General features: G+C 65.9%; 17 protein-coding genes. 9 read left to right on the top strand and 8 right to left on the bottom strand.

Annotated features, from left to right (window positions below):
* Positions 1 to 103 precede the first annotated feature (103 nt).
* The 7 genes from waaF to DM373_RS03820 are packed head-to-tail and all read left to right on the top strand — an operon-like array spanning position 104 to position 7,067.
* Positions 104 to 1,153, top strand: coding sequence for a lipopolysaccharide heptosyltransferase II (waaF, locus tag DM373_RS03790; RefSeq protein ID WP_110992295.1), 1,050 nt, complete (start codon positions 104 to 106; stop codon positions 1,151 to 1,153).
* A complete protein-coding gene (gene waaC, locus DM373_RS03795; protein ID WP_110992296.1) occupies positions 1,154 to 2,212 on the top strand; it encodes a lipopolysaccharide heptosyltransferase I in 1,059 nt (352 codons plus the stop codon).
* Positions 2,212 to 3,336 (top strand): glycosyltransferase family 4 protein, encoded by a 1,125-nt coding sequence (locus DM373_RS03800; protein WP_110992297.1) that lies wholly within the window; start codon positions 2,212 to 2,214, stop codon positions 3,334 to 3,336. Before waaC ends, DM373_RS03800 begins: the two co-directional genes overlap by 1 nt.
* Complete coding sequence (gene rfaP / locus DM373_RS03805; protein WP_110992298.1) at positions 3,333 to 4,139, top strand: lipopolysaccharide core heptose(I) kinase RfaP; 807 nt, start codon at positions 3,333 to 3,335, stop codon at positions 4,137 to 4,139. Before DM373_RS03800 ends, rfaP begins: the two co-directional genes overlap by 4 nt.
* Positions 4,139 to 4,873 carry a lipopolysaccharide kinase InaA family protein gene (locus DM373_RS03810; protein WP_110992299.1) on the top strand — a complete coding sequence of 245 codons (735 nt, stop codon included), beginning with the start codon at positions 4,139 to 4,141 and terminating at the stop codon, positions 4,871 to 4,873. The genes rfaP and DM373_RS03810 overlap by 1 nt, the downstream gene beginning before the upstream one ends.
* Positions 4,870 to 5,622: a lipopolysaccharide kinase InaA family protein gene (locus DM373_RS03815; RefSeq protein WP_110992300.1), complete on the top strand. Its 753-nt coding sequence runs from the start codon at positions 4,870 to 4,872 to the stop codon at positions 5,620 to 5,622. Before DM373_RS03810 ends, DM373_RS03815 begins: the two co-directional genes overlap by 4 nt.
* Entirely contained in the window at positions 5,622 to 7,067 is a 1,446-nt protein-coding gene (locus DM373_RS03820; protein WP_110992301.1) for a lipopolysaccharide kinase InaA family protein, read from the top strand. The genes DM373_RS03815 and DM373_RS03820 overlap by 1 nt, the downstream gene beginning before the upstream one ends.
* Before the next feature lie 126 nt (positions 7,068 to 7,193).
* Here the strand turns inward: DM373_RS03820 and DM373_RS28905 are convergent, their stop codons facing one another.
* The 7 genes from DM373_RS28905 to DM373_RS03855 all read right to left on the bottom strand — a co-directional run bounded on the left by DM373_RS28905 (position 7,194) and on the right by DM373_RS03855 (position 15,528).
* Positions 7,194 to 7,370, bottom strand: a complete 177-nt coding sequence (locus tag DM373_RS28905) for a DUF4175 domain-containing protein (RefSeq protein ID WP_167409792.1) — start codon at positions 7,368 to 7,370, stop codon at positions 7,194 to 7,196.
* Positions 7,367 to 8,479, bottom strand: a complete 1,113-nt coding sequence (locus DM373_RS03830; protein WP_110992303.1) for a PepSY-associated TM helix domain-containing protein — start codon at positions 8,477 to 8,479, stop codon at positions 7,367 to 7,369. The genes DM373_RS28905 and DM373_RS03830 overlap by 4 nt, the downstream gene beginning before the upstream one ends.
* Before the next feature lie 113 nt (positions 8,480 to 8,592).
* Positions 8,593 to 11,031 carry a TonB-dependent siderophore receptor gene (locus DM373_RS03835; protein ID WP_110992304.1) on the bottom strand — a complete coding sequence of 813 codons (2,439 nt, stop codon included), beginning with the start codon at positions 11,029 to 11,031 and terminating at the stop codon, positions 8,593 to 8,595.
* Between the two features lie 154 nt (positions 11,032 to 11,185).
* Entirely contained in the window at positions 11,186 to 12,130 is a 945-nt protein-coding gene (locus DM373_RS03840) for a FecR domain-containing protein (RefSeq protein WP_110992305.1), read from the bottom strand.
* Positions 12,127 to 12,645, bottom strand: a complete 519-nt coding sequence (locus DM373_RS03845; protein ID WP_110992306.1) for an RNA polymerase sigma factor — start codon at positions 12,643 to 12,645, stop codon at positions 12,127 to 12,129. Before DM373_RS03845 ends, DM373_RS03840 begins: the two co-directional genes overlap by 4 nt.
* 238 nt (positions 12,646 to 12,883) lie before the next feature.
* Positions 12,884 to 13,594: a 3'-5' exonuclease gene (locus DM373_RS03850; RefSeq protein ID WP_110992307.1), complete on the bottom strand. Its 711-nt coding sequence runs from the start codon at positions 13,592 to 13,594 to the stop codon at positions 12,884 to 12,886.
* Positions 13,591 to 15,528 (bottom strand): putative nucleotidyltransferase substrate binding domain-containing protein, encoded by a 1,938-nt coding sequence (locus DM373_RS03855; RefSeq protein ID WP_110992308.1) that lies wholly within the window; start codon positions 15,526 to 15,528, stop codon positions 13,591 to 13,593. Before DM373_RS03855 ends, DM373_RS03850 begins: the two co-directional genes overlap by 4 nt.
* 210 nt (positions 15,529 to 15,738) lie before the next feature.
* On the opposite strand from DM373_RS03855, the gene DM373_RS03860 reads away from it, so the two are divergent.
* Positions 15,739 to 16,188: a response regulator gene (locus tag DM373_RS03860; protein WP_110992309.1), complete on the top strand. Its 450-nt coding sequence runs from the start codon at positions 15,739 to 15,741 to the stop codon at positions 16,186 to 16,188.
* A gap of 83 nt (positions 16,189 to 16,271) precedes the next feature.
* Here DM373_RS03860 and DM373_RS03865 read toward each other — a convergent pair whose 3' ends face one another.
* Entirely contained in the window at positions 16,272 to 18,449 is a 2,178-nt protein-coding gene (locus tag DM373_RS03865; RefSeq protein WP_110992310.1) for a malate synthase G, read from the bottom strand.
* 459 nt (positions 18,450 to 18,908) lie between these two features.
* Between DM373_RS03865 and DM373_RS03870 the strand changes: the two genes are divergently transcribed.
* Entirely contained in the window at positions 18,909 to 19,427 is a 519-nt protein-coding gene (locus tag DM373_RS03870; protein ID WP_110992311.1) for a glycine cleavage system transcriptional repressor, read from the top strand.
* Positions 19,428 to 19,453: the final 26 nt, after the last annotated feature.

Below are 19,453 nucleotides of genomic sequence, written 5' to 3' on the forward strand. Positions count from 1 at the left end.
TCGGACCCCAGTGGTACACTGCACGCCACATAGCCTGAATATAAAGAGGGGAGGCCAGGCTGTAACGCAGCCTGCAGCCTCCCCGAATGTTTCTGGATAAAGCATGAAAATACTGATCATTGGCCCCAGCTGGGTCGGCGACATGGTGATGGCGCAGACCCTGTTCCAGTGCCTGAAACAGCAGCACCCCGACTGCGTGATCGATGTGCTGGCCCCCGAGTGGAGCCGGCCGATCCTCGAGCGCATGCCCGAGGTGCGCCAGGCCTTGAGCTTCCTGCTCGGCCACGGCGCGCTGGAACTGGCTACCCGTCGGCGCATCGGCAAGTCGCTGGCCGGCCAGTACGACCAGGCGATCCTGCTGCCCAACTCGCTCAAGTCGGCGCTGGTGCCGTACTTCGCCGGCATCCCCAAGCGCACCGGCTGGCGCGGCGAAATGCGCTACCTGCTGCTCAACGACGTGCGCAAGCTGGACAAGGCGCGCTACCCGCTGATGATCGAGCGCTTCATGGCCCTGGCCTACGCACCGGGCACCGAACTGCCGCAACCGTATCCACGCCCCAGCCTGCAGATCGAGGCCCAGAGCCGCGACGCGGCCGTGGCCAAGTTCAACCTGCAGCTGGACCGCCCGGTACTGGCCCTGTGCCCCGGCGCCGAGTTCGGCGAGGCCAAGCGCTGGCCGGCCGAGCATTACGCGCAAGTCGCCGATGCCATGATCCGCCAGGGCTGGCAGGTGTGGCTGTTCGGTTCGAAGAACGACCACCCGGTGGGCGAGCAGATCCGCGACCGGCTGATCCCGGGCTTGCGTGAAGAATCGTACAACCTGGCCGGCGAAACCTCGCTGGCCGAGGCCATCGACCTGATGTCCTGCGCCAACGCCGTGGTTTCCAACGACTCCGGCCTGATGCACGTGGCCGCCGCGTTGAACCGCCCGCTGGTGGCGGTGTACGGCTCGACTTCGCCGGGCTTCACCCCGCCGCTGGCCGAGCAGGTCGAGGTGGTGCGCACCGGCATCGAATGCAGCCCCTGCTTCGACCGCACCTGCCGCTTCGGCCACTACAATTGCCTGCGTCTGCTCGAGCCGGCCAAGGTGATCGCCGCCCTGCATAGCCTGGGCGGGCCGAACCTGATCGATAGCGTGGCAGAGGTCGACTGAGTGCGGGTCCTGATCATCAAGACGTCGTCCCTGGGCGACGTCATCCATACCCTCCCGGCGCTCACCGACGCCGCCCACGCCATCCCCGGCATCCGTTTCGACTGGGTGGTGGAAGAGGGCTTTGCCGAGATCCCCAGCTGGCACCCGGCGGTCGACCAGGTAATCCCGGTGGCTATCCGCCGCTGGCGCAAGAACCTCTGGCAGACCATCAAGAGCGGCGAGTTCAAGGCCTTCAAGCAACGCCTGCGGGCGCGCAAGTACGACCTGGTGATCGACGCCCAGGGCCTGGTCAAGTCGGCCTGGCTGACCCGCTACGTGAAGGCACCGGTGGCCGGGCTCGACCGCTATTCGGCCCGTGAAGGCCTGGCCAGTCGTTTCTATGACCGGCGCCTGTCGGTCGCCGTCGGCCAGCACGCCGTCGAGCGCGTGCGCCAGCTGTTCGCCCTGGCCCTGGCCTACGACCTGCCCGAGGGCCTGGGCAACTACGGCCTGGACCTCAACCGCCTGCAACTGCCGCCAGCGGCGCCCTACGTGGTGTTCCTGCATGGCACCACCTGGGCCACCAAGCACTGGCCGGAAGCCTACTGGCGCGAGCTGGCCGAACGCATGGGCCGGCGCAAGCTGCAGGTGATGCTGCCGTGGGGCAACCCGGCGGAGAAGGCCCGCGCCGAGCGCATCGCCCAGGGCTTGAACAACTGCCAGGTACTGCCCAAGTTGAACCTGGTCGGCGTCGCCCGCGTGCTGGCGGCCGCCAAGGCCTGCGTGGCGGTCGATACCGGCCTGGGCCACCTGGCCGCTGCGCTGGATGTGCCGACCATTTCGCTGTTCGGCCCCACCAACCCTGGTTTGACCGGTGCCTACGGACGCGCCCAGATCCACCAGGCGAGCAACTTCCCCTGCGCCCCGTGCCTGCAGAAGAAGTGCACCTACAAACCGAGCGCCGAGGACCTGCGCCGGTTCGATCTCAAACGCGAGTGGCCGCTGTGCTTCACTCGCCTGAATCCCGAGCATGTAGCGGGCCGCTTGAGCGCGCTGCTGCTGGCTGAGGATGTTCGTTGATGCAACTGGCTTTCGTGCTCTACAAATATTTCCCTTTTGGCGGGCTGCAGCGCGATTTCATGCGCATCGCCCTGGAGTGCCAGAAGCGTGGTCACCAGATCCGCGTGTACACGCTGATCTGGGAAGGTGATATTCCGCCGGGCTTCGAGGTGCTGGTGGCGCCGGTCAAGGCGCTGTTCAATCACCGGCGTAACGAGAAGCTCAGCGCCTGGATGGCGGCGGACCTGGCCAAGCGCCCGGTCGACCGCCTGATCGGCTTCAACAAGATGCCTGGGCTGGACGTGTACTACGCCGCCGACGGCTGCTTCGAGGACAAGGCCCAGACCCTGCGCGGCGGCCTGTACCGCCGCTGGGGCCGCTACCGCCATTTCGCCGAGTACGAGCGGGCGGTGTTCGCCAAGGATGCCCACACCGAGATCCTGATGATCTCCGAAGTGCAGCAGCCACTGTTCATCAAGCATTACGACACCCCCGAGGCACGCTTTCACCTGCTGCCGCCGGGGATCTCCCAGGACCGCCGCCGCCCGGCCGATGCCGACGCCATCCGCGCCGACTTCCGCAAAGAGTTCGGCCTGGCCGACGACGAGCTGCTGCTGGTACAGATCGGTTCGGGCTTCAAGACCAAGGGTGTGGACCGCAGCCTCAAGGCCCTGGCCGCGCTGCCTTCGGCCCTGCGCAAGCGTACCCGGCTGATGGTCATCGGCCAGGACGACCCCAAGGTGTTCCAGCTGCAGAGCGCCACCCTGGGCCTGGGCGAGCAGGTGCAGTTCCTCAAGGGCCGCAGCGATATCCCGCGCTTCCTGCTGGGGGCCGACCTGCTGATCCACCCGGCGTACAACGAAAACACCGGCACCGTGCTGCTCGAGGCGCTGGTCGCCGGCCTGCCGGTGCTGGTCTCGAAAGTCTGCGGCTACGCCCACTACATCGCCGAGGCCGACAGCGGCCTGGTGCTGGACGACCCCTTCGAGCAGGAGCAGCTCAATAGCTACCTGCAACGCATGCTCGAAGACGCCGAAGCACGCGCGGCCTGGTCGCGCAATGGCGTGGCCTTTGCCGACAGCGCCGACCTGTACAGCATGCCGCAGCATGCCGCCGACGTGATCCTCGGTCAGGAGACCGCATGAAGCTGATACTGGCCGAACCGTTCAAGCGCCTGTGGGCCGGGCGCGACCCATTCGAGGCCGTCGAGCAACTGCAGGGCGAGGTGTACCGCGAGCTGGAGGGCCGCCGCACGCTGCGCACCGAGGTCGATGGCGAGGGCTTTTTCGTCAAGATCCACCGTGGCATCGGCTGGGGCGAGATCTTCAAGAACCTGTTCAGCGCCAAGCTGCCGGTGCTCGGCGCCGGTCAGGAATGGCGGGCCATCCAGCGCCTGCACGAGGTCGGTGTGCCGACCATGACCGCGGTAGCCTACGGCGAGCGCGGCAGCAACCCGGCCACCCAGCATTCGTTCATCGTCACCGAAGAGCTGGCGCCGACCGTCAGCCTGGAAGACTTCAGCCTCGACTGGGTTCGCCAGCCGCCCGAGCCACGGCTCAAGCGTGCGCTGATTGCCGAGGTGGCGAAGATGACCGGCGGCATGCACCGCGCCGGCGTCAACCACCGCGACTGCTACATCTGCCATTTCCTGCTGCACACCGACCGCCCGGTGACGGCGGATGACTTCAAGTTGTCGGTGATCGACCTGCACCGGGCCCAGACCCGGGCGACAATCACCCGGCGCTGGCGCAACAAGGACCTGGCCGCGCTGTACTTCTCGGCACTGGACATCGGCCTGACCCGCCGTGACAAGCTGCGCTTCCTGCGCGGCTACTTCCAGCGCCCATTGCGCGAAGTGCTCAAGGAGGAAGCCGCACTGCTGGCCTGGCTGCAAAGCAAGGCGCAGAAACTCTACGAACGCAAGCAACGCTATGGGGATGCGCTCTGATGGCGGGTTGGACACTGGCGCCGGGCTACGAATGGCTGGCGGCGGACTTCGGTAGCCTGAACACGGTATTCGCCCTGCAGGGCGAACACCTGACCCGCGACCCGCTCAGCGAGGTCATTCGTGTGCAGCGCGACGGCGTCTGGTATTACGTCAAGCGCTACACCGGTGCCGGCAAGCACATGCGCCGCTACCTGGGGCGCCCGCGGATCAAGGCCGAATGGCAGAACCTCAAGCAGTTCGCCAAGTGGGGCATCCCCACCGCCGAGGTGGTCGCCTGGGGCCTGGAACGCAACGGCCTGGCCTTTGGCCGCGGGGCGATGATCACCCGCGAGTTGCCGAACACCGAGGACCTGTCGGCGTTGGCCGAGCGCAACGACCCACGCTTGAAAGATCGCGTCTGGGTCGAGCATGTCAGCCGCCAGCTGGCCCGGCATACCCGCGAGATGCACGACCATCACTTCGCCCACAACGACCTGAAGTGGCGCAACCTGCTGGTGGACGATCAGGGCACGCTGTTCTTCATCGACTGCCCGACCGGCGATTTCTGGCGCGGCTTCATGCTCCGCCACCGGCTGATCAAGGACCTGGCGTGCCTGGACAAGGTCGCCAAATACCACCTGTCGGCGACCCAGCGCCTGCGCTTCTACCTGCAATACCGCCGTCACGCGCGCCTGACTGCCCGCGACAAGCGGCGCATTCGCCAGGTGCTGAGCTTTTTCGAGGGAAGGGAATGACCGATTACCTGGCCAGCGCCGACCAGGCGCTGCTCAAGCGCCATGGCCTGAGCGATTTCGAAGCGCTGTGGGCACTGCAGCTGGACGCCGTGGATGAGCCCAACACCGGCCGTGGCGGCTGGAGCAGCGTGTTCCGCCTGGAGCTGGAGGGCAAGGGCTACTACCTCAAGCGCCAGTGCGACTACTTGACCCGCAGCCTGCAACGGCCGTTTGGCGAACCGACGTTCGCCCGCGAATTTCGCAACATCAGCCGCTACCAGAAGCTGGATATCCCGGCGTTGCAGGCGGTGTTCTTCGGCGAGCGCAAACAGGCCGGCCAGCACCGCGCGATCCTGATGACCCGCGCGTTGGACGACTGGAGCGATCTTGAGCGTTTGCTGGAGCAATGGCCGCAGCTGCCCGAGGGGCAGCGCCGGGGCATCCTGCAGGCGTGCGGCCAGTTGGCCCGCACCCTGCACGGCGCCGGGCAGATGCATGGCTGTTTCTATCCCAAGCACATCTTCCTGCGCGAGCGCCGCGAAGGCTGGCAGGCGCAGCTGATCGACCTGGAGAAGACCCGCCCGCTGCTGTTCGGCCAGCGCGACCGGGTCAAGGACCTGGAGCCGCTGTTGCGTCGCGCCCGTGCCTGGAACGAGGCGGATGTGCGCGAACTGCTCGGCGCCTACCTGCAACAGCCGGTGGACAGCGCGCCGGTGAATGCCTGGCTGCAACGCCTGACGCAACGCCGTCGCCATAAAGAGGCCCGCTGATGCACCTGTCCGAACTCAAGGGCCTCGGGCGCAGCCCGTCGTTGCCGCTGACCGTCACCCTCGCCGATGCTGCGGGCACGGCCGACCTGCAACTGCTCAGCCTGCTGCGGGTGCTGCCCGGCCAGCGCTATGTCGGCGCCGGTATCTGGCGCGGCACCCCGGTGCTGGCCAAGTTGCTGGTGGGCGCTAACGCCGCCCGCCATTTCCAGCGTGAGCTTGATGGTGTGCGCCTGCTGGCCGAACAAGGCCTGAGCACGCCGCAGTTGCTGGCCGATGGCCTGAAGGAAGGCGAGGGCGGCTGGCTGCTGTTCGAGTACCTCAATCACGCCGAAAGCCTGGCCGATGCCTGGGCCGCCGTGGAGCACCTGCCGATGCTCGCCGACGAGCAGCATGCGGTGCTGGGCGAGGCGCTGACGGCAGTGGCGCAGATGCACGCCAAGGGCCTGTGGCAGGAAGACCTGCACCTGGACAACCTGCTGCGCCAGGAGGGCCGGGTGTACCTGATCGATGGTGCTGGCATCAAGGCCGAAACGCCTGGCCAGCAACTGTCGCGTCAGCGTGTGCTGGAAAACCTCGGGGTGCTGTTCGCCCAGTTGCCCAAGCGCCTGGAGCCGTTCATCGAAGAGGCACTGGTGCATTACCTGTTGGCCAACGGCGAGCACGCGCTGCCCCTCGAAGCCCTGCAAAAGCAGGTGGACAAGGTGCGCAACTGGCGCCTGAAGGATTACCTGGAGAAGGCCGGGCGCGAATGCACGCTGTTCAGCGTCGAGCGCACCCTGTCGGGCTTGCGCGCGGTGCGGCGCCCGCAAGCCGAGGCGCTGCTGCCGGTGCTGGAGCAGGCCGATGCGCTGATCGACCAGGGCCACCTGTACAAGACCGGCGGTGCGGCGAGCGTCGCGCGGGTCGAGGTGGGCGGGCGCACGCTGGTGCTCAAGCGCTACAACATCAAGAACACCGCGCACTGGTTCAAGCGTTTCTGGCGCCCGAGCCGGGCCTGGCATTCGTGGATCGAGGGCCACCGCCTGGAATTCCTCGAAATTGCCACGCCACGCCCGCTGGCAGTGCTGGAAACCCGCACCCTGGGCCTGCGCAATCGCGCCTACCTGCTGACCGAGTATGTCGATGGGCCGGACCTGACCGCCTGCTTCGCACCGTTCGTGGACAGCGGCGACGCGCCGGATGAGCAGGTCGAGGCGCTGGTGCACTTGATGCAGCAGCTGATCCGCGAACGCATCAGCCACGGTGACTTCAAGGGCCATAACCTGTTCTGGGACAACGGCCGCTGGTCGCTGATCGACCTCGATGCCATGTGCCAGCATGCCACCCAGCTCAGCTTCGCCCCGGCATTTGGCCGTGACCGCGCGCGGCTGCTGCGCAACTGGCCGCGCAGCAGTGCGTTGTATCAGCGGTTGGATAAGGTGCTGCCGCGGCTGGCTGAACACTGATCGAAGATCTAGCGTGGGAGCGGGCTTGACCCGCGATGCAGCCAGCACATTGGATGGCACCGGCTACGCCGGTGTTCGCGGGGCAAGCCCGCTCCCACGATCAAGACCGCTGAGGCCAGGGTCTGTCTAGCGTCGCCAGAACCCGCTCAGGCCCAGCACGGCCGAAGTCCCCAGGCCGATCCAGGCCAAGCTGTCCCAGCCCCCATCCCCGAGCAGCGCGGCGAACAGCCCGACGAAGCTCAGCAGCGCCACCAGCGCCGGCCAGGCGAAGATCCGCCCGGTGCTTTGCGAGTTGTGGCTCATGCCCGCGCCTCCTTCGGTTTGCGCTGTTTGCTCCACCACAGGTACAGGCCGCTGCCGAGCACGATGATGGTCAGCACGTCGAGCACGGCCCAGAGGATCTGCATCGGCCGCCCGCCGTAGTCACCGAAATGCAGCGGCTGCGACAGGCCCATGGCATCCATGTACCACGGGCGCTCGCCGACGGCGGTCACCTGGAGCGTGCGGGCGTCGATCAGCACCGGGGTGAACAGGTGCGAGGTCAGTGGCGTGGCGCCATTCATGAACACCGCGTAGTGGTGCTCGCTGGAAAAGCGTGTGCCGGGGAAGGCGATGAAGTCCGGCCGCATGCCTGGGGCGGCCTGTTCGGCGATGTGCAGCAACTGGGTGGCCGGTGCGCGCTCGGTGAGCGGCGGCGCATCGCGGTAGGGCGCGACCATGGCCGCCAGGCTGTCGTTGCGCCAGGCGGCGATGACCAGGTCGGACAGTGCGCTGATCACCCCGGTGACACCCACCACCAGCGCCCAGCTGAGGGTGACCACGCCGATCAGGTTGTGCAGGTCGAGCCAGCGCAGCCGCGATGACTTTTCGTGGCGCACGGTGGCGAACTTCAGGCGGCGCATGAACGGCGCGTAGAGCACGGTGCCGGAGATGATCGCCAGCACGAACAAGACGCCCATGAAGGCCAGCAGCAGCTTGCCCGGCAGCCCGGCGAGCATGTCCACGTGCAGGCGCAGCATGAGCATCATGAAGCCGCCGTTGGCAGCCGGCATGGCCACCGCCTCGCCGGTGCGGGCGTCGAGCATGAAGGTGTGCGAGTCGTTCGGGTCGGTGCCGGCGGTGGCGGCGGTGATCGCCACCACGCCGTTGGGTTCGTCCTTCTCGTAACCGAAGTACTGCATCACCTCGCCGGGGCGGTGCTGCTCGGCCTTGAGCACCAGCTGCTGCAGGTCCAGGTGCGGGGTGCCTGCGGGCATCTCGCGCAATTCGGGGGCTTCGCCCAGCAGGTGCTCGATCTCGTGGTGGAAGATCAGGGGCAGGCCGGTGAGGGCGAGCAGCAGCAGGAAGAGGGTGCAGATGAGGCTGGTCCAGGTGTGGATCGTTGACCAGCGGCGGATGGTTTGGCTTTTCATCAGGGTTCAGCCTTTTTTCTGCAGAACGCCATCGCGGGGCAAGTCGCATCGGCGCACCGCCGCTCCCACGCATGAGAACAGCTGCGTGGGAGCGGGCTTGCCCCGCGATGTCATTACCACTTGTAGGTGGCGCTGGCGACGACGCTGCGCTGGTCGCCGTAGTAGCAGTAGAAGCTGTCGCAGGTGGAGATGTAGTCCTTGTTGAACAGGTTGCTGGCGTTGAGCGCCACCGACGCGCCCTTGAGGCTGTTGTCCAGGCGGCCGAGGTCGTAGTGCACCGAGGCGTCGAACACCGTGTAGGCGTCGGCCTTGCCCAGCCAGGTGTTGCCCTGGTCGCCATAGGTATTGCCGGTGTAGCGCGCGCCGGCACCGATGCCGAAGCCATCGAGCACGCCGCTGTGCCAGGTGTAGTCGGCCCACAGCGAAGCTTGCTGGTTGGGCATCAGCTGCAGGCGGTTGCCTTTGTACTGGCCATCCTGCACTTCGGACTTGGCCAGGGTGTAGGCGGCGATCACCTTGAGGTTTTCGGTGACGTCGGAGGTGGCTTCCAGCTCAAGGCCGCGCACCTTCACTTCGCCGGTCTGGCTGGTGACCGGCACCGCGCCGACGAAGCTGGTGACCGAGACGTTCTTCTGGGTCAGGTCATACACCGCTGCGCTGAGCAGGGTGTTGGAGCCGGGTGGCTGGTACTTGATGCCCAGCTCCCACTGCTGGCCTTCGGTTGGCTTGAGCGAGCTGGTCGAGGTGACGTCGGCCTTGCTGGTGGGCTGGAACGACTCGGCGTACGACAGGTAGGGCACGAAGCCCGAGTCGAACACGTAACTGATCGCCGCGTTGCCGCTGAACTTGCGGTTGAGCTGGCTGTTGTCGGTGTCGTCCTTGATGAAGTGGGTATCGGTCTTCACCCAATCCTGGCGGCCACCCAGGGTCAGGCGCCAGTTGTCGAGGGCCATCTGGTCCTGGATGTACAGGCCGGTCTGGCGGGTTTTCTGGTCGTAGTCGTAGAACGCGTCGGAACGTGGCGGGCGGGTGATGGGCGCGCCGGTCACTGGGTTGTTCACGTTGATGTTGGTGGCGCTGCCAAAGATCGCCGTGTAGTTGTTGTTCATGCGCTGGTGGTCCAGGCCGAGCAACAGGGTATGGCTGACGGCACCGGTGTCGAAGTCGCCCTGCAGGTTGTTGTCGACGGCGAACTGGCTGATGTCCTCGTCGACGTTGGTGGTGCCGCGGCCGGTGTTGCCCTGGTCGTCCACGACAAAGCCAAAGGCGGCGAACGCCGGGTTGTAGCTGCGCACGGTGACGGTCTGGAACGACAGATCCGACTTGGTGTAACGCAGGTTCTGACGGAACTGCCAGACATCGTTGATGCGGTGTTCGAACGCATAACCCAGCGCGTAGTAGGTGCGGTCGTAGAAGTCGTAGTCCGGATCGCCGAGGTTCTTGTGGTGGGAGATATCACCGAACGGCATCGAGATCTTGGTGCCCTGGATCGGGTAGAACTGGCTGGTGACGCCGGTGTCGTCACGGGTGAACTGGCTGAGGAAGGTCAGCTTGGTGTCGTCGTCGATGTTCCAGGTCAGGCTCGGCGCGATGTTGTAGCGCTTGTTCTCGATGTGGTCGATCTGCGTGTCGCTGTCGCGCACCACACCGCTGACGCCATAGAGGAACTGGCCCTGGTCGTCGATCTTGCCGGTGCTGGCGAAGTTGATCTGGCGATGGTTGTCGCTGCCGTACTGCACCTGGATCTCGTGGGCGCTTTCGGCTTGCGGGCGGCGGCTGACCATGTCCAGCAGGCCGCCGGGCGGGGTCTGGCCATAGACCGACGAAGCCGGGCCGCGCAGCAGGGCCAGGCGGTCGAGGTTCCAGGTTTCGGCTTTGGGGTTGGCGTACACGCCGCGGGGCAGCGGCAGGCCATCGAGGAACTGGGTCGGCTCGAAGCCGCGCACCAGCATCCAGTCATAACGGGTGTCGCTGCCGTAGCTGGCAGAGACGATGCCCGGCATGTATTTCACCGCGTCATCGAGGCTGTGCACGCCGCGGTCGTTCATCTGCTCACGGGTGGCTACGGAGATCGAACGCGGTGCTTCCACCAGGGCGGTGTCGGTCTTGGTACCGGCGGCGGTGCGCTTGGCCAGGTAGCCGTCTACCGGCCCCCAGGCGCTTTCGCTGTCGCTGGCGGCGTTCACGGTGGTTTCCGGCAAGGCCAGGGCCGTTTCGGGGGCGGCCACCAGGCTGTAGCTGCCGGCGCTGCTTTGCTGCAGTTGCAGGCCGGTGCCGCGCAGGGCGGCCTGCAGGGCGCCGAGGGCGTCGTACTGGCCGCTGACCGGGGCCGAAGTGCGGCCGCTGACCAGGGCCGGGTCCAGGGCCAGGGTAATACCGGCCTGGCTGGCGATCTGGTTCAGGGTGCTGGCCAGCGGTGCGCCGGGCAGCGCATAGGTGCGCAGCGCCGACTGTTCGGCAGCGAACAGGGCGGGGCTGGTCAACGGGGCGGCCAGGCCGATGGCCAGGGCCATCAGGCTGGGGCGAAGCAAGGCATCAACAGCGCGGGACATGCGGCGGCTCCTCGACGGATAAGTGCTATCTGCTTCCTTGCCGAGTGAGTTTTGAAAAGTGACAGGGGGCTTTGAAAAAAAACTTAACGGGCCATCGCGGGGCAAGCCCGCTCCCACGTGATGAACCTCAAAGCCGCTCCTACAAGGTCTGCTTTTAGCGTGGGCTGACGGTGACCCACCACGGCGTATGCCGCTCGATCTTCACCGGCAGTACCGGTTGCAGCGAGGCCAGCGCCAGGTCGGTGTTGGTCAGCGGGAAGCTGCCGCTCACGCGCAGGTCGGCTACCTCGTCGGCCACGCCCAGGTGGCCGCTGCGGTACTGGCCGAGGGCGGCCACCAGGTCGGCCAGGCGCACGTTGTCGACCACCAGCATGCCGCGGGTCCAGGCATCGGCGCCGACCGCTACCGGACTGACCGCGCCCAGGCCCTCGCTGCTCATCAGCACTTGCTGGCCTTCGCGCAGTACCTGTTCGTCGCCGCTGTCGCGGGGTTTGGCGGCCACCGACGACTGCAGGACTTCCAGGCGAGTGCCATCGGCTTCGCGCTTCACCAGGAAACGTGTGCCCAGCGGGCGCAGGCGGCCATCGGCGGTGCGCACATGCAGCGGGCGGCTGTCCTCATGCCCGGTTTCCACGGATATCTCGCCCTGGTGCAGCACGATCAGCCGTTGTTCGCCCTGGAAGTCGATATCCACTGCGGTGTGGCTGTTCAGGCTCAGCAGCGTGCCGTCTTCCAGGCGCAGGGTGCGCAGTTCACCGGTGGCGGTACGTTGGTCGGCCAGCCAGTAGTCCGGCGACAGCGAGGGCATGCCGGCCCAGGCCAGCATGCCGCCGAGCAGCAACATGCCGGCCAGGCCGCCGAGGCGTCGGCGCATGCCGCTGCGCGACTGCAACAGGGCGTGGCGCGCGGGGCCGGCGGCGGTGTTGAAGCGCTGGTCGAGCAGGCCCAGTTGCAGCCAGGCGCGGGCATGCTCTTCGTGGGCGGCATGCCAGCGCATGAATTCGTTGCGTTCGTCGGGGCTGCCACTGCCTTCGTCCAGGCACAGCTTCCAGGCGATGGCGGCGTCCAGCACGGTGCTGGAGACGGGGGTGTTGTTCATGTCGGCTGCCCGTACAGGGCGATGTAGCACTGGCGCATGCCTTGGGCGATGTACTGGCGTACCCGGGAAACCGAAACCCCCAGGCGCTGGGCGATTTCGGCATGGCCGAGGCCGTCCAGGCGGTTGTGCAGGAACGCGGCGCGCGCCTTGCTCGACAGCTTGCCGAGCAGGCGGTCGATGGCCTTGAGGTCTTCAAGGATCAGGTATTGCAGCTCTGGCGAGGGCTGTTCGGCTTCGGGCAACAGCGCAAGTTCCGCGAGGTAGGCCTGTTCCAGCGCGGCGCGGCGGAAGTGGTCGAACAGCAGGCCCTTGGCCACGGCGACCAGGAATGCGCGGGGTTCGCGGGGGGCGTCCAGCCGTTCGCGGCCGAGCAGGCGCACGAAGGTGTCCTGGCTCAGGTCTTCGGCGCGCTGGCGGCAGGCCGTGCTGCGTTGCAGCCAGGCCAGCAGCCAGCCGCGATGGTCGCGGTACAGCGCGCTGACCAGTTCGGCGTGTGGGCTCTGCGCAGACGTCAAGGAACGTCCCCCGATAAAGAATGCGTTAACTAACGATAATTATTCGCGATTGTCGCAGAGGCGGGGGTGGGGGCGCAATTGACGCTTATCGGATTGCCATTACGGTTGGCGGGTTGCCAATGATCTGTGTAGGAGCGGCCTTGTGCCGCGAAAGGGCCGCAAAGCGGCCCCAGCGTTTTCGCATTCACGCTGAAATCCTGGGGCCGCGCTGCGGCCCTTTCGCGGCACAAGGCCGCTCCTACAGTCCGTGGCTCTGCACCTGGCGCCGCCGCCACTGTTTAAGGCGCTGATCCAGCTGCAACGGGCTGTCCAACTGCTGACGGCGGGCCTGGCTGAACAGGATCAGGGCCAACTCGGCGGTGACCTGGGCGTCGGCGCTGGCATGGTGGCGGGCTTGTACTTCGAGGCCGAAACGGGCGATCCAGTCATCCAGCCCGGCTTCGCGCAGCACCGTGTCGGGGTTGAGCATGGGTGCCAGCTCCGCCACATCGAAAAACGGGTGCCGCAAGCGCAGGCCAAGGCTGTCCTGCAGCGCCCGCGCCAGCATGTGCTGGTCGAACGAGGCATGGAACGCCAGCACCGGGCTGTCGCCAATGAACGCCATGAGGTCGAGCAAGGCTTCGGCCGGGTTGCAGCCGGCGGCCAGGGCGCTGGGGCCGAGGCCGTGGATCAGCACGCTGGCGTTGGTCTTCTGCTCGGGGCGGTGCAGGGTGCGCTCGAATTGCTGGCCGAGGTCGATGGCACCATCCTCAATGGCCACCGCGCCGATCGACAGCACTTGGTCGCGGTTGAGGTTCAGGCCGCTGGTCTCCAGGTCGAGCACTACCCAGCGCTGCTCACGCAGGGAGCACACGGCCAGTGGCGCAGGCCCAGGCAGGGTGGCCAGGCGCTGGTGCTGGTGCTCGTCCAGCGTGGGCGCCGGTGGGCGCAGCCAGGCGAACAGGTTCACAGCTGGTACCGCAAGGCCAGGCTGCTTTGCAGGCGCTGGGCCTGGCGCAGGGATTCGCGCAGGATGCGCCGGTCCAGGTGGTTGAGGCTGTCCGGGTCGAGCCGGTTGGAATACCCCAGGTTGGCACGGGTCTGGCGCTGGTGCTGCTGCATGCGGGTCTGCTGGATGAAGTGGTAGGCCTCCTCGAAGGCAGCGCCGTCGAGCGCGTCGATGACGCCCTTGGCGACCAGTTGGCGCAGGCGCTCGAGGGTGTTGCAGGCCTTGATGCCGTGGGCCAGGGCCAGCAGCCGCGCCCCGTCGACGAAGGGCGTCAGGCCCTGCACCTTGAGGTCGAGGGTGGCGGCCTTGTCGTCGCCCTGGCGGGTCAGTACGAACTCGCGCAGACGCCCCACCGGCGGGCGCTGGCGCAGGGCGTTGTCGGCCATCATGCGCTGGAAGATGCGGTTGTCGGCCACCTGCTCGAGCAGGCCCTGGCGCAACTGTTCACAGCCCTGTTCATCGCCCCACACCACGCGCAGGTCGAAGTAGATGCTCGAGCCCAGCAGGTTTTCCGGGCTGGCCTCGCGCACGAAGCCGGCGAAGCGCCGCGCCCACTCGCTGCGCGACAGGCACAGCTCGGGGTTGCCGGCCATCACATTGCCGGTGCACAGGGTGAAGCCGCACTGGGCGAGGTTGTGGTTGATGTGCTGGGCCAGCGGCAACAGCCTGGCGCGGATGGCGTCGGCTTCGGCGCGGTCGCGGGCTTCGAAGAGGATGCCATTGTCCTGGTCGGTGTGCAGGGTCTGTTCGCGGCGGCCTTCGCTGCCGAAGCACAGCCAGCTGAACGGCACGCCCGGGTCGCCGCGTTCGGCGATGGCCAGTTCGATCACCCGGCACACGGTGTGGTCGTTGAGCAGGGTGATGATCTGGGTGATCTGGGTCGAGGAGGCGCCGTGGGCGAGCATGCGTTCGACCAGTTGGCCGATCTCGCCACGCAACGACACCAGGCTGTCCAGCCGCGGGGCGTGGCGGATGGTGCGGGCCAGGTGCACCAGGTCGACCCGTTGCAGGGAGAACAGGTCGCGCTCGGAAATCACTCCGCACAGGCGCTGGTTGTCCACCAGGCAGACGTGGGCGATATGCCGTTCGGTCATGGCCATGGCGGCATCGAAGGCGCTGGCCTGGGGGCTCAGGTAGAACGGCTTGGCGGTCATGTAGCGTTCGATCGGCGCGGTCAGCTCGGCGCTGGCATCGGCCACCACCTGGCGCAGGTCGCGCAGGGTGAAGATGCCGATGGGATAGCGTTGCGGGTCGACGATGACGATGCTCCCGACCTGTTGTTCGTGCATCAGCCGCACCGCTTCGCGCAGGGGCGTGTCGGGGCTGCACACCACGGGGTGGCGCATGGCCAGTTCGCCCAGTGGGGTATTGAGCGAATACTGGGTGCCCAAGGTCTCGACCGCTTTCTGGCGCACCTGCTGGTTGACCTGGTCGAGCAGGCTGCTGACCCCGCGCAGGGCGAAGTCGCGGAACACGTCGGACAGTGAGAACACGCGGATGAACGCGGCTTTGTTCAATTGCAGGCAAAAGGTGTCTTCGCTTGCCAGGTGCTCGGTGCGGGTGGCGCGTTCGCCCAGCAACGCGGCCAGCGGGAAGCACTCGCCGCCGGTGATCTCGAAGGTGGTCTCGGTGCCCGGCCGTGTCACGTGCTGGCGCTCGCCGACCACACGGCCCTGCTTGACGATGTAGAAGTGCTCGACCGGGCCGTCGCTGGGCTTGATGATGCTTTCGCCAGCCGCGTAGAAGCGCAGCTGGCACTGCTCCACCAGGTAGGCCAGGTGGCTATGTTCCATCTGGTTGAACGGCGCAAAGCGCTGCAGCAACTGCAGGGTGCCCTGAATGTTCTGCTGCACTGCGGTTTTGCCCGCCTGGCGGTAGGCGTCCTTTTTGCTCATGAAGCTGACCGTTTCGCTACGCCGAACTATATATATCTATCTATAGGGCTCGGCTTTGTTGTTCTCGGCCTCCATGGTCGGCTGGCCGCCTTGTGGTGCCCATTGGACGTAAGTCTAGAGGCACCGCTGGCAAGGCCCCGACGAAAGGCGAACAGGGCGGTGTGGGTTTAGGGTCTTAAGGCTTGAGCAAGATTTTTCGACGAGACGACCATGGCTGAGCATGACGACATATTGAGTGACGCCGAACGTGAGGCGTTGGCCGTGGTGAGCGCGCCGGTGGCGCCCAAACCGGTGGTACTGGTGGTGGATGACAACCCGGTGAACAGCCAGGCGCTGAGCTTGTACCTGAAAAGCCGGGGCATCGACTGCATGACCGCCGACGGCGCGCAGGAGGCAATGTTGAAGCTGCATTACGAGCGTCGGATTGCCCTGATGATCACTGATTTGCGCATGGAACCGAAGGATGGCATGGAGCTTATCCGCCAGGTTCGCGAGTCGGAGCGGGCGGCGCTGTCGATCATCGTGGTGTCGGGCGACACCGATGTGAAGGAGGCGGTGGACGTGATGCACCTGGGGGTGGTGGATTTCCTGCTCAAGCCGGTGGACCTGGGCAAGTTGCTGGAGCTGGTGAGGAAGGAATTGCGAATAGGGCAGGGCTGAAAACGATCGCGGGGCAAGCCCGCTCCCACGCCGGAATACAACGGCGTGGGAGCGGGCTTGCCCCGCGATGCGTTGCTGGCTGATTACAGCCCGTTACGCGCCTTGAACTCGCGGCGACGACGGTGCAGCACTGGCTCGGTGTAGCCGTTTGGCTGCTTGGCACCTTCAACCACTAGCTCGATCGCCGCCTGGAACGCGATGTTGTCATCGAAGTTCGGCGCCATCGGGCGGTACTGGGCATCGCCGGCGTTCTGCTTGTCCACCACCGCGGCCATGCGCTTGAGGCTTTCCAGCACCTGCTCCTGGGTGACCACGCCATGGCGCAGCCAGTTGGCCAGCAGCTGGGCCGAGATGCGCAGGGTGGCGCGGTCTTCCATCAGGCCGACGTCGTTGATGTCCGGCACTTTCGAGCAACCTACACCGTGGTCGATCCAGCGCACCACGTAGCCGAGGATGCCCTGGGCGTTGTTGTCCAGCTCGTTGCGGATCTCGTCGGCCGACCAGTTGGTGTCGGCGGCCAGCGGGATGGTCAGGATGTCGTCCACCGAGGCCGGGGTACGCTGGGCCAGCTCGCGCTGACGGGCCTGCACGTCGACCTTGTGGTAGTGCAGGGCGTGCAGGGTGGCGGCGGTCGGCGATGGTACCCAGGCGGTGTTGGCGCCGGCCAGCGGGTGGGCGATCTTCTGCTCGAGCATCGCGGCCATCAGGTCGGGCATGGCCCACATGCCTTTGCCGATCTGCGCACGGCCTTGCAGGCCGGTGGCCAGGCCGACGTCGACGTTGTTGTTCTCGTAGGCGCCGATCCACTTCTCGTTCTTCATGGCGCCCTTGCGCACCACGGCGCCGGCTTCCATGGAGGTGTGGATTTCGTCACCGGTGCGGTCGAGGAAGCCGGTGTTGATGAACACCACGCGCTCGGCGGCGGCCTTGATGCAGGACTTGAGGTTGACCGTGGTGCGGCGCTCCTCGTCCATGATGCCGACCTTGACGGTGTTGCGCTTCATGCCCAGCAGGTCTTCGACGCGGCTGAAGATTTCAGCGGCGAAGGCCACTTCTTCCGGGCCGTGCATCTTCGGCTTGACGATGTACACGCTGCCGCTGCGGGTGTTCTTGCGGCTGGTGTTGCCGTTGAGGTTGTGCAGGGCGATCAGGTTGGTGAACAGGCCGTCCTGGATGCCTTCGGGGATTTCGTTGCCCTGGGCGTCGAGGATCGCTGGGTTGGTCATCAGGTGACCAACGTTGCGCACGAACAGCAGCGAACGGCCGTGCAGGGTGACGCTGCCGCCGTTGGGGGCTGCGTATTCGCGGTCCGGGTTCATGGTGCGGGTGAAGGTCTTGCCGCCTTTGCTCACGTTCTCGGCCAGGTCGCCTTTCATCAGGCCCAGCCAGTTGCGGTAGACGATCACCTTGTCGGCGGCGTCGACGGCGGCGACCGAGTCTTCGCAGTCCATGATGGTGGTCAGCGCCGATTCCATCAGGATGTCTTTCACGCCAGCGGCGTCGGTGCTGCCGACCGGGGTGCTGGCGTCGACCTGGATCTCGAAGTGCAGGCCGTTGTGCTTGAGCAGCACGGCGGTCGGTGCGGCGGCGTCGCCGTGGAAACCGATCAGTTGGGCGTCGTCACGCAGGCCGCTGTTGCTGCCGCCCTTGAGGGCCACGACCAGCTTGCCGCCTTCGATGCGGTAGGCGGTGGAGTCGACGTGGGAGCCGGCCGCCAGTGGCGCGGCTTCGTCGAGGAAGGCGCGGGCGAAGGCGATCACTTTGTTGCCACGCAGCTTGTTGTAGCCCTGACCCTTTTCGGCGCCGCCCTCATCGCTGATCGCGTCGGTGCCGTACAGCGCGTCATACAGCGAGCCCCAGCGGGCGTTGGCGGCGTTCAGGGCGAAGCGGGCGTTCATCACCGGCACCACCAGCTGCGGGCCGGCCATGTGGGCGATTTCTTCGTCGACGTTTTGCGTGGTGGCCTGGAAATCGTCTGCTTGTGGCAGCAGGTAGCCGATTTCCTGGAGGAATGCTTTGTAGGCTACGGCGTCGTGGGCCTGGCCTTTGCGCGCCTGGTGCCAGGCATCGATCTTGGCTTGCAGCTCGTCGCGCTTGGCGAGCAGGGCTTTGTTCTTGGGAGCGAGGTCTTTGATGATCTCTGCCGCCCCGGCCCAGAACTTGTCGGCTTCGATGCCGGTTCCAGGGATCGCTTCGTTATTGACGAAGTCGTACAGGGCCTTGGCGACCTGAAGGCCACCGACTTGAACGTATCCAGTCATTGCTTGCCTCACCTCTGCTCAGCTATTTCGCTTTCGCTCTTCTGTATTAAGCCTGTAGCGCTTCTCTAAACACGGCACCAGTGCTTGCGCTCGTTAGGCGAGCGCGGCTGGGTGCGGCTCGCCAGACTGGCTGGCGGGCGGCTCGCGTATTTTCACAGGCGCCTTGGCAGACATCCAAACGACGCTTTGTAGTCCGCGTCGACGCATACTACATGAAGCAGCAGGCAGGTAAACATCAGACTAAAAGCGTCGCTGCGTGACCGATAAGTCGCGTAGGGTCACGCCGGGAGAGGGTATGTTCGCAAAAAACAGGTGGATTGTTCCAGATAAATCTTGAAACAGTACACGATTGGTCGACGGGACTGTCCTGCGGCAGGTTGCCGCGCCTTGCCTATACTGATTCGGTCCCTGTTGTTCGGCCGTTTGACACGGCCCTGACCGAACCTGAAGGAGTGGCCTGTGGACCATCTCGTACTCACCGTGATCGCCCCCGACAAGGCCGGGCAGGTCGAACGTATTGCCCAGTGCATCGCCGATCACAGCGGCAATTGGCTGGAAAGCCGCATGTCGCGCATGGCCGGGCAGTTCGCCGGGATCCTGCGGGTGGCGGTGCCTGCAGAGAACTACGACGAACTGGTCGAGTCGCTCAATAAACTGTCGAAATACGATATTCGCGTGCTGATCGCCGAAAGTGGCATCGAGCCGTCCTGCACCTGGAAGCCGATTGCCATGGAGCTGGTGGGCAACGACCGGCCGGGCATTGTCCGTGATATCACCCGTTTGTTGGCGGAGCAAGGGGTCAACGTCGAGCGTTTGAGCACCGAGGTGCGGCCGGCGCCGATGAGCAGCGAACCGCTGTTCCATGCCGACGCCCTGCTGGCGCTGCCGTTGACCTTGGCCCTGGACGATTTGCAGGCGAAGCTGGAGAGCCTGGCGGATGACCTGATGGTGGAGTTGAAGCTGCGGCCGGAGGAGTGATTTGAAATCGTCGGGGCTGCTTGGCA

The organism is Pseudomonas sichuanensis (genome assembly GCF_003231305.1).
GTDB lineage: Bacteria > Pseudomonadota > Gammaproteobacteria > Pseudomonadales > Pseudomonadaceae > Aquipseudomonas > Aquipseudomonas sichuanensis.

Excerpts from the sequence above, each read along its gene's own strand:
- DM373_RS03815 (WP_110992300.1), top strand. The coding sequence starts at position 4,870 with ATGACCGATTACCTGGCCAGCGCCGACCAGGCGCTGCTCAAGCGCCAT.
- rfaP (WP_110992298.1), top strand. The coding sequence starts at position 3,333 with ATGAAGCTGATACTGGCCGAACCGTTCAAGCGCCTGTGGGCCGGGCGC.
- DM373_RS03800 (WP_110992297.1), top strand. The coding sequence starts at position 2,212 with ATGCAACTGGCTTTCGTGCTCTACAAATATTTCCCTTTTGGCGGGCTG.
- DM373_RS03820 (WP_110992301.1), top strand. The coding sequence starts at position 5,622 with ATGCACCTGTCCGAACTCAAGGGCCTCGGGCGCAGCCCGTCGTTGCCG.
- DM373_RS03840 (WP_110992305.1), bottom strand. The coding sequence starts at position 12,130 with ATGAACAACACCCCCGTCTCCAGCACCGTGCTGGACGCCGCCATCGCC.
- DM373_RS03810 (WP_110992299.1), top strand. The coding sequence starts at position 4,139 with ATGGCGGGTTGGACACTGGCGCCGGGCTACGAATGGCTGGCGGCGGAC.
- waaF (WP_110992295.1), top strand. The coding sequence starts at position 104 with ATGAAAATACTGATCATTGGCCCCAGCTGGGTCGGCGACATGGTGATG.
- DM373_RS03830 (WP_110992303.1), bottom strand. The coding sequence starts at position 8,479 with ATGAAAAGCCAAACCATCCGCCGCTGGTCAACGATCCACACCTGGACC.
- DM373_RS03865 (WP_110992310.1), bottom strand. The coding sequence starts at position 18,449 with ATGACTGGATACGTTCAAGTCGGTGGCCTTCAGGTCGCCAAGGCCCTG.
- DM373_RS03855 (WP_110992308.1), bottom strand. The coding sequence starts at position 15,528 with ATGAGCAAAAAGGACGCCTACCGCCAGGCGGGCAAAACCGCAGTGCAG.
- DM373_RS03835 (WP_110992304.1), bottom strand. The coding sequence starts at position 11,031 with ATGTCCCGCGCTGTTGATGCCTTGCTTCGCCCCAGCCTGATGGCCCTG.
- DM373_RS28905 (WP_167409792.1), bottom strand. The coding sequence starts at position 7,370 with ATGAGCCACAACTCGCAAAGCACCGGGCGGATCTTCGCCTGGCCGGCG.
- DM373_RS03860 (WP_110992309.1), top strand. The coding sequence starts at position 15,739 with ATGGCTGAGCATGACGACATATTGAGTGACGCCGAACGTGAGGCGTTG.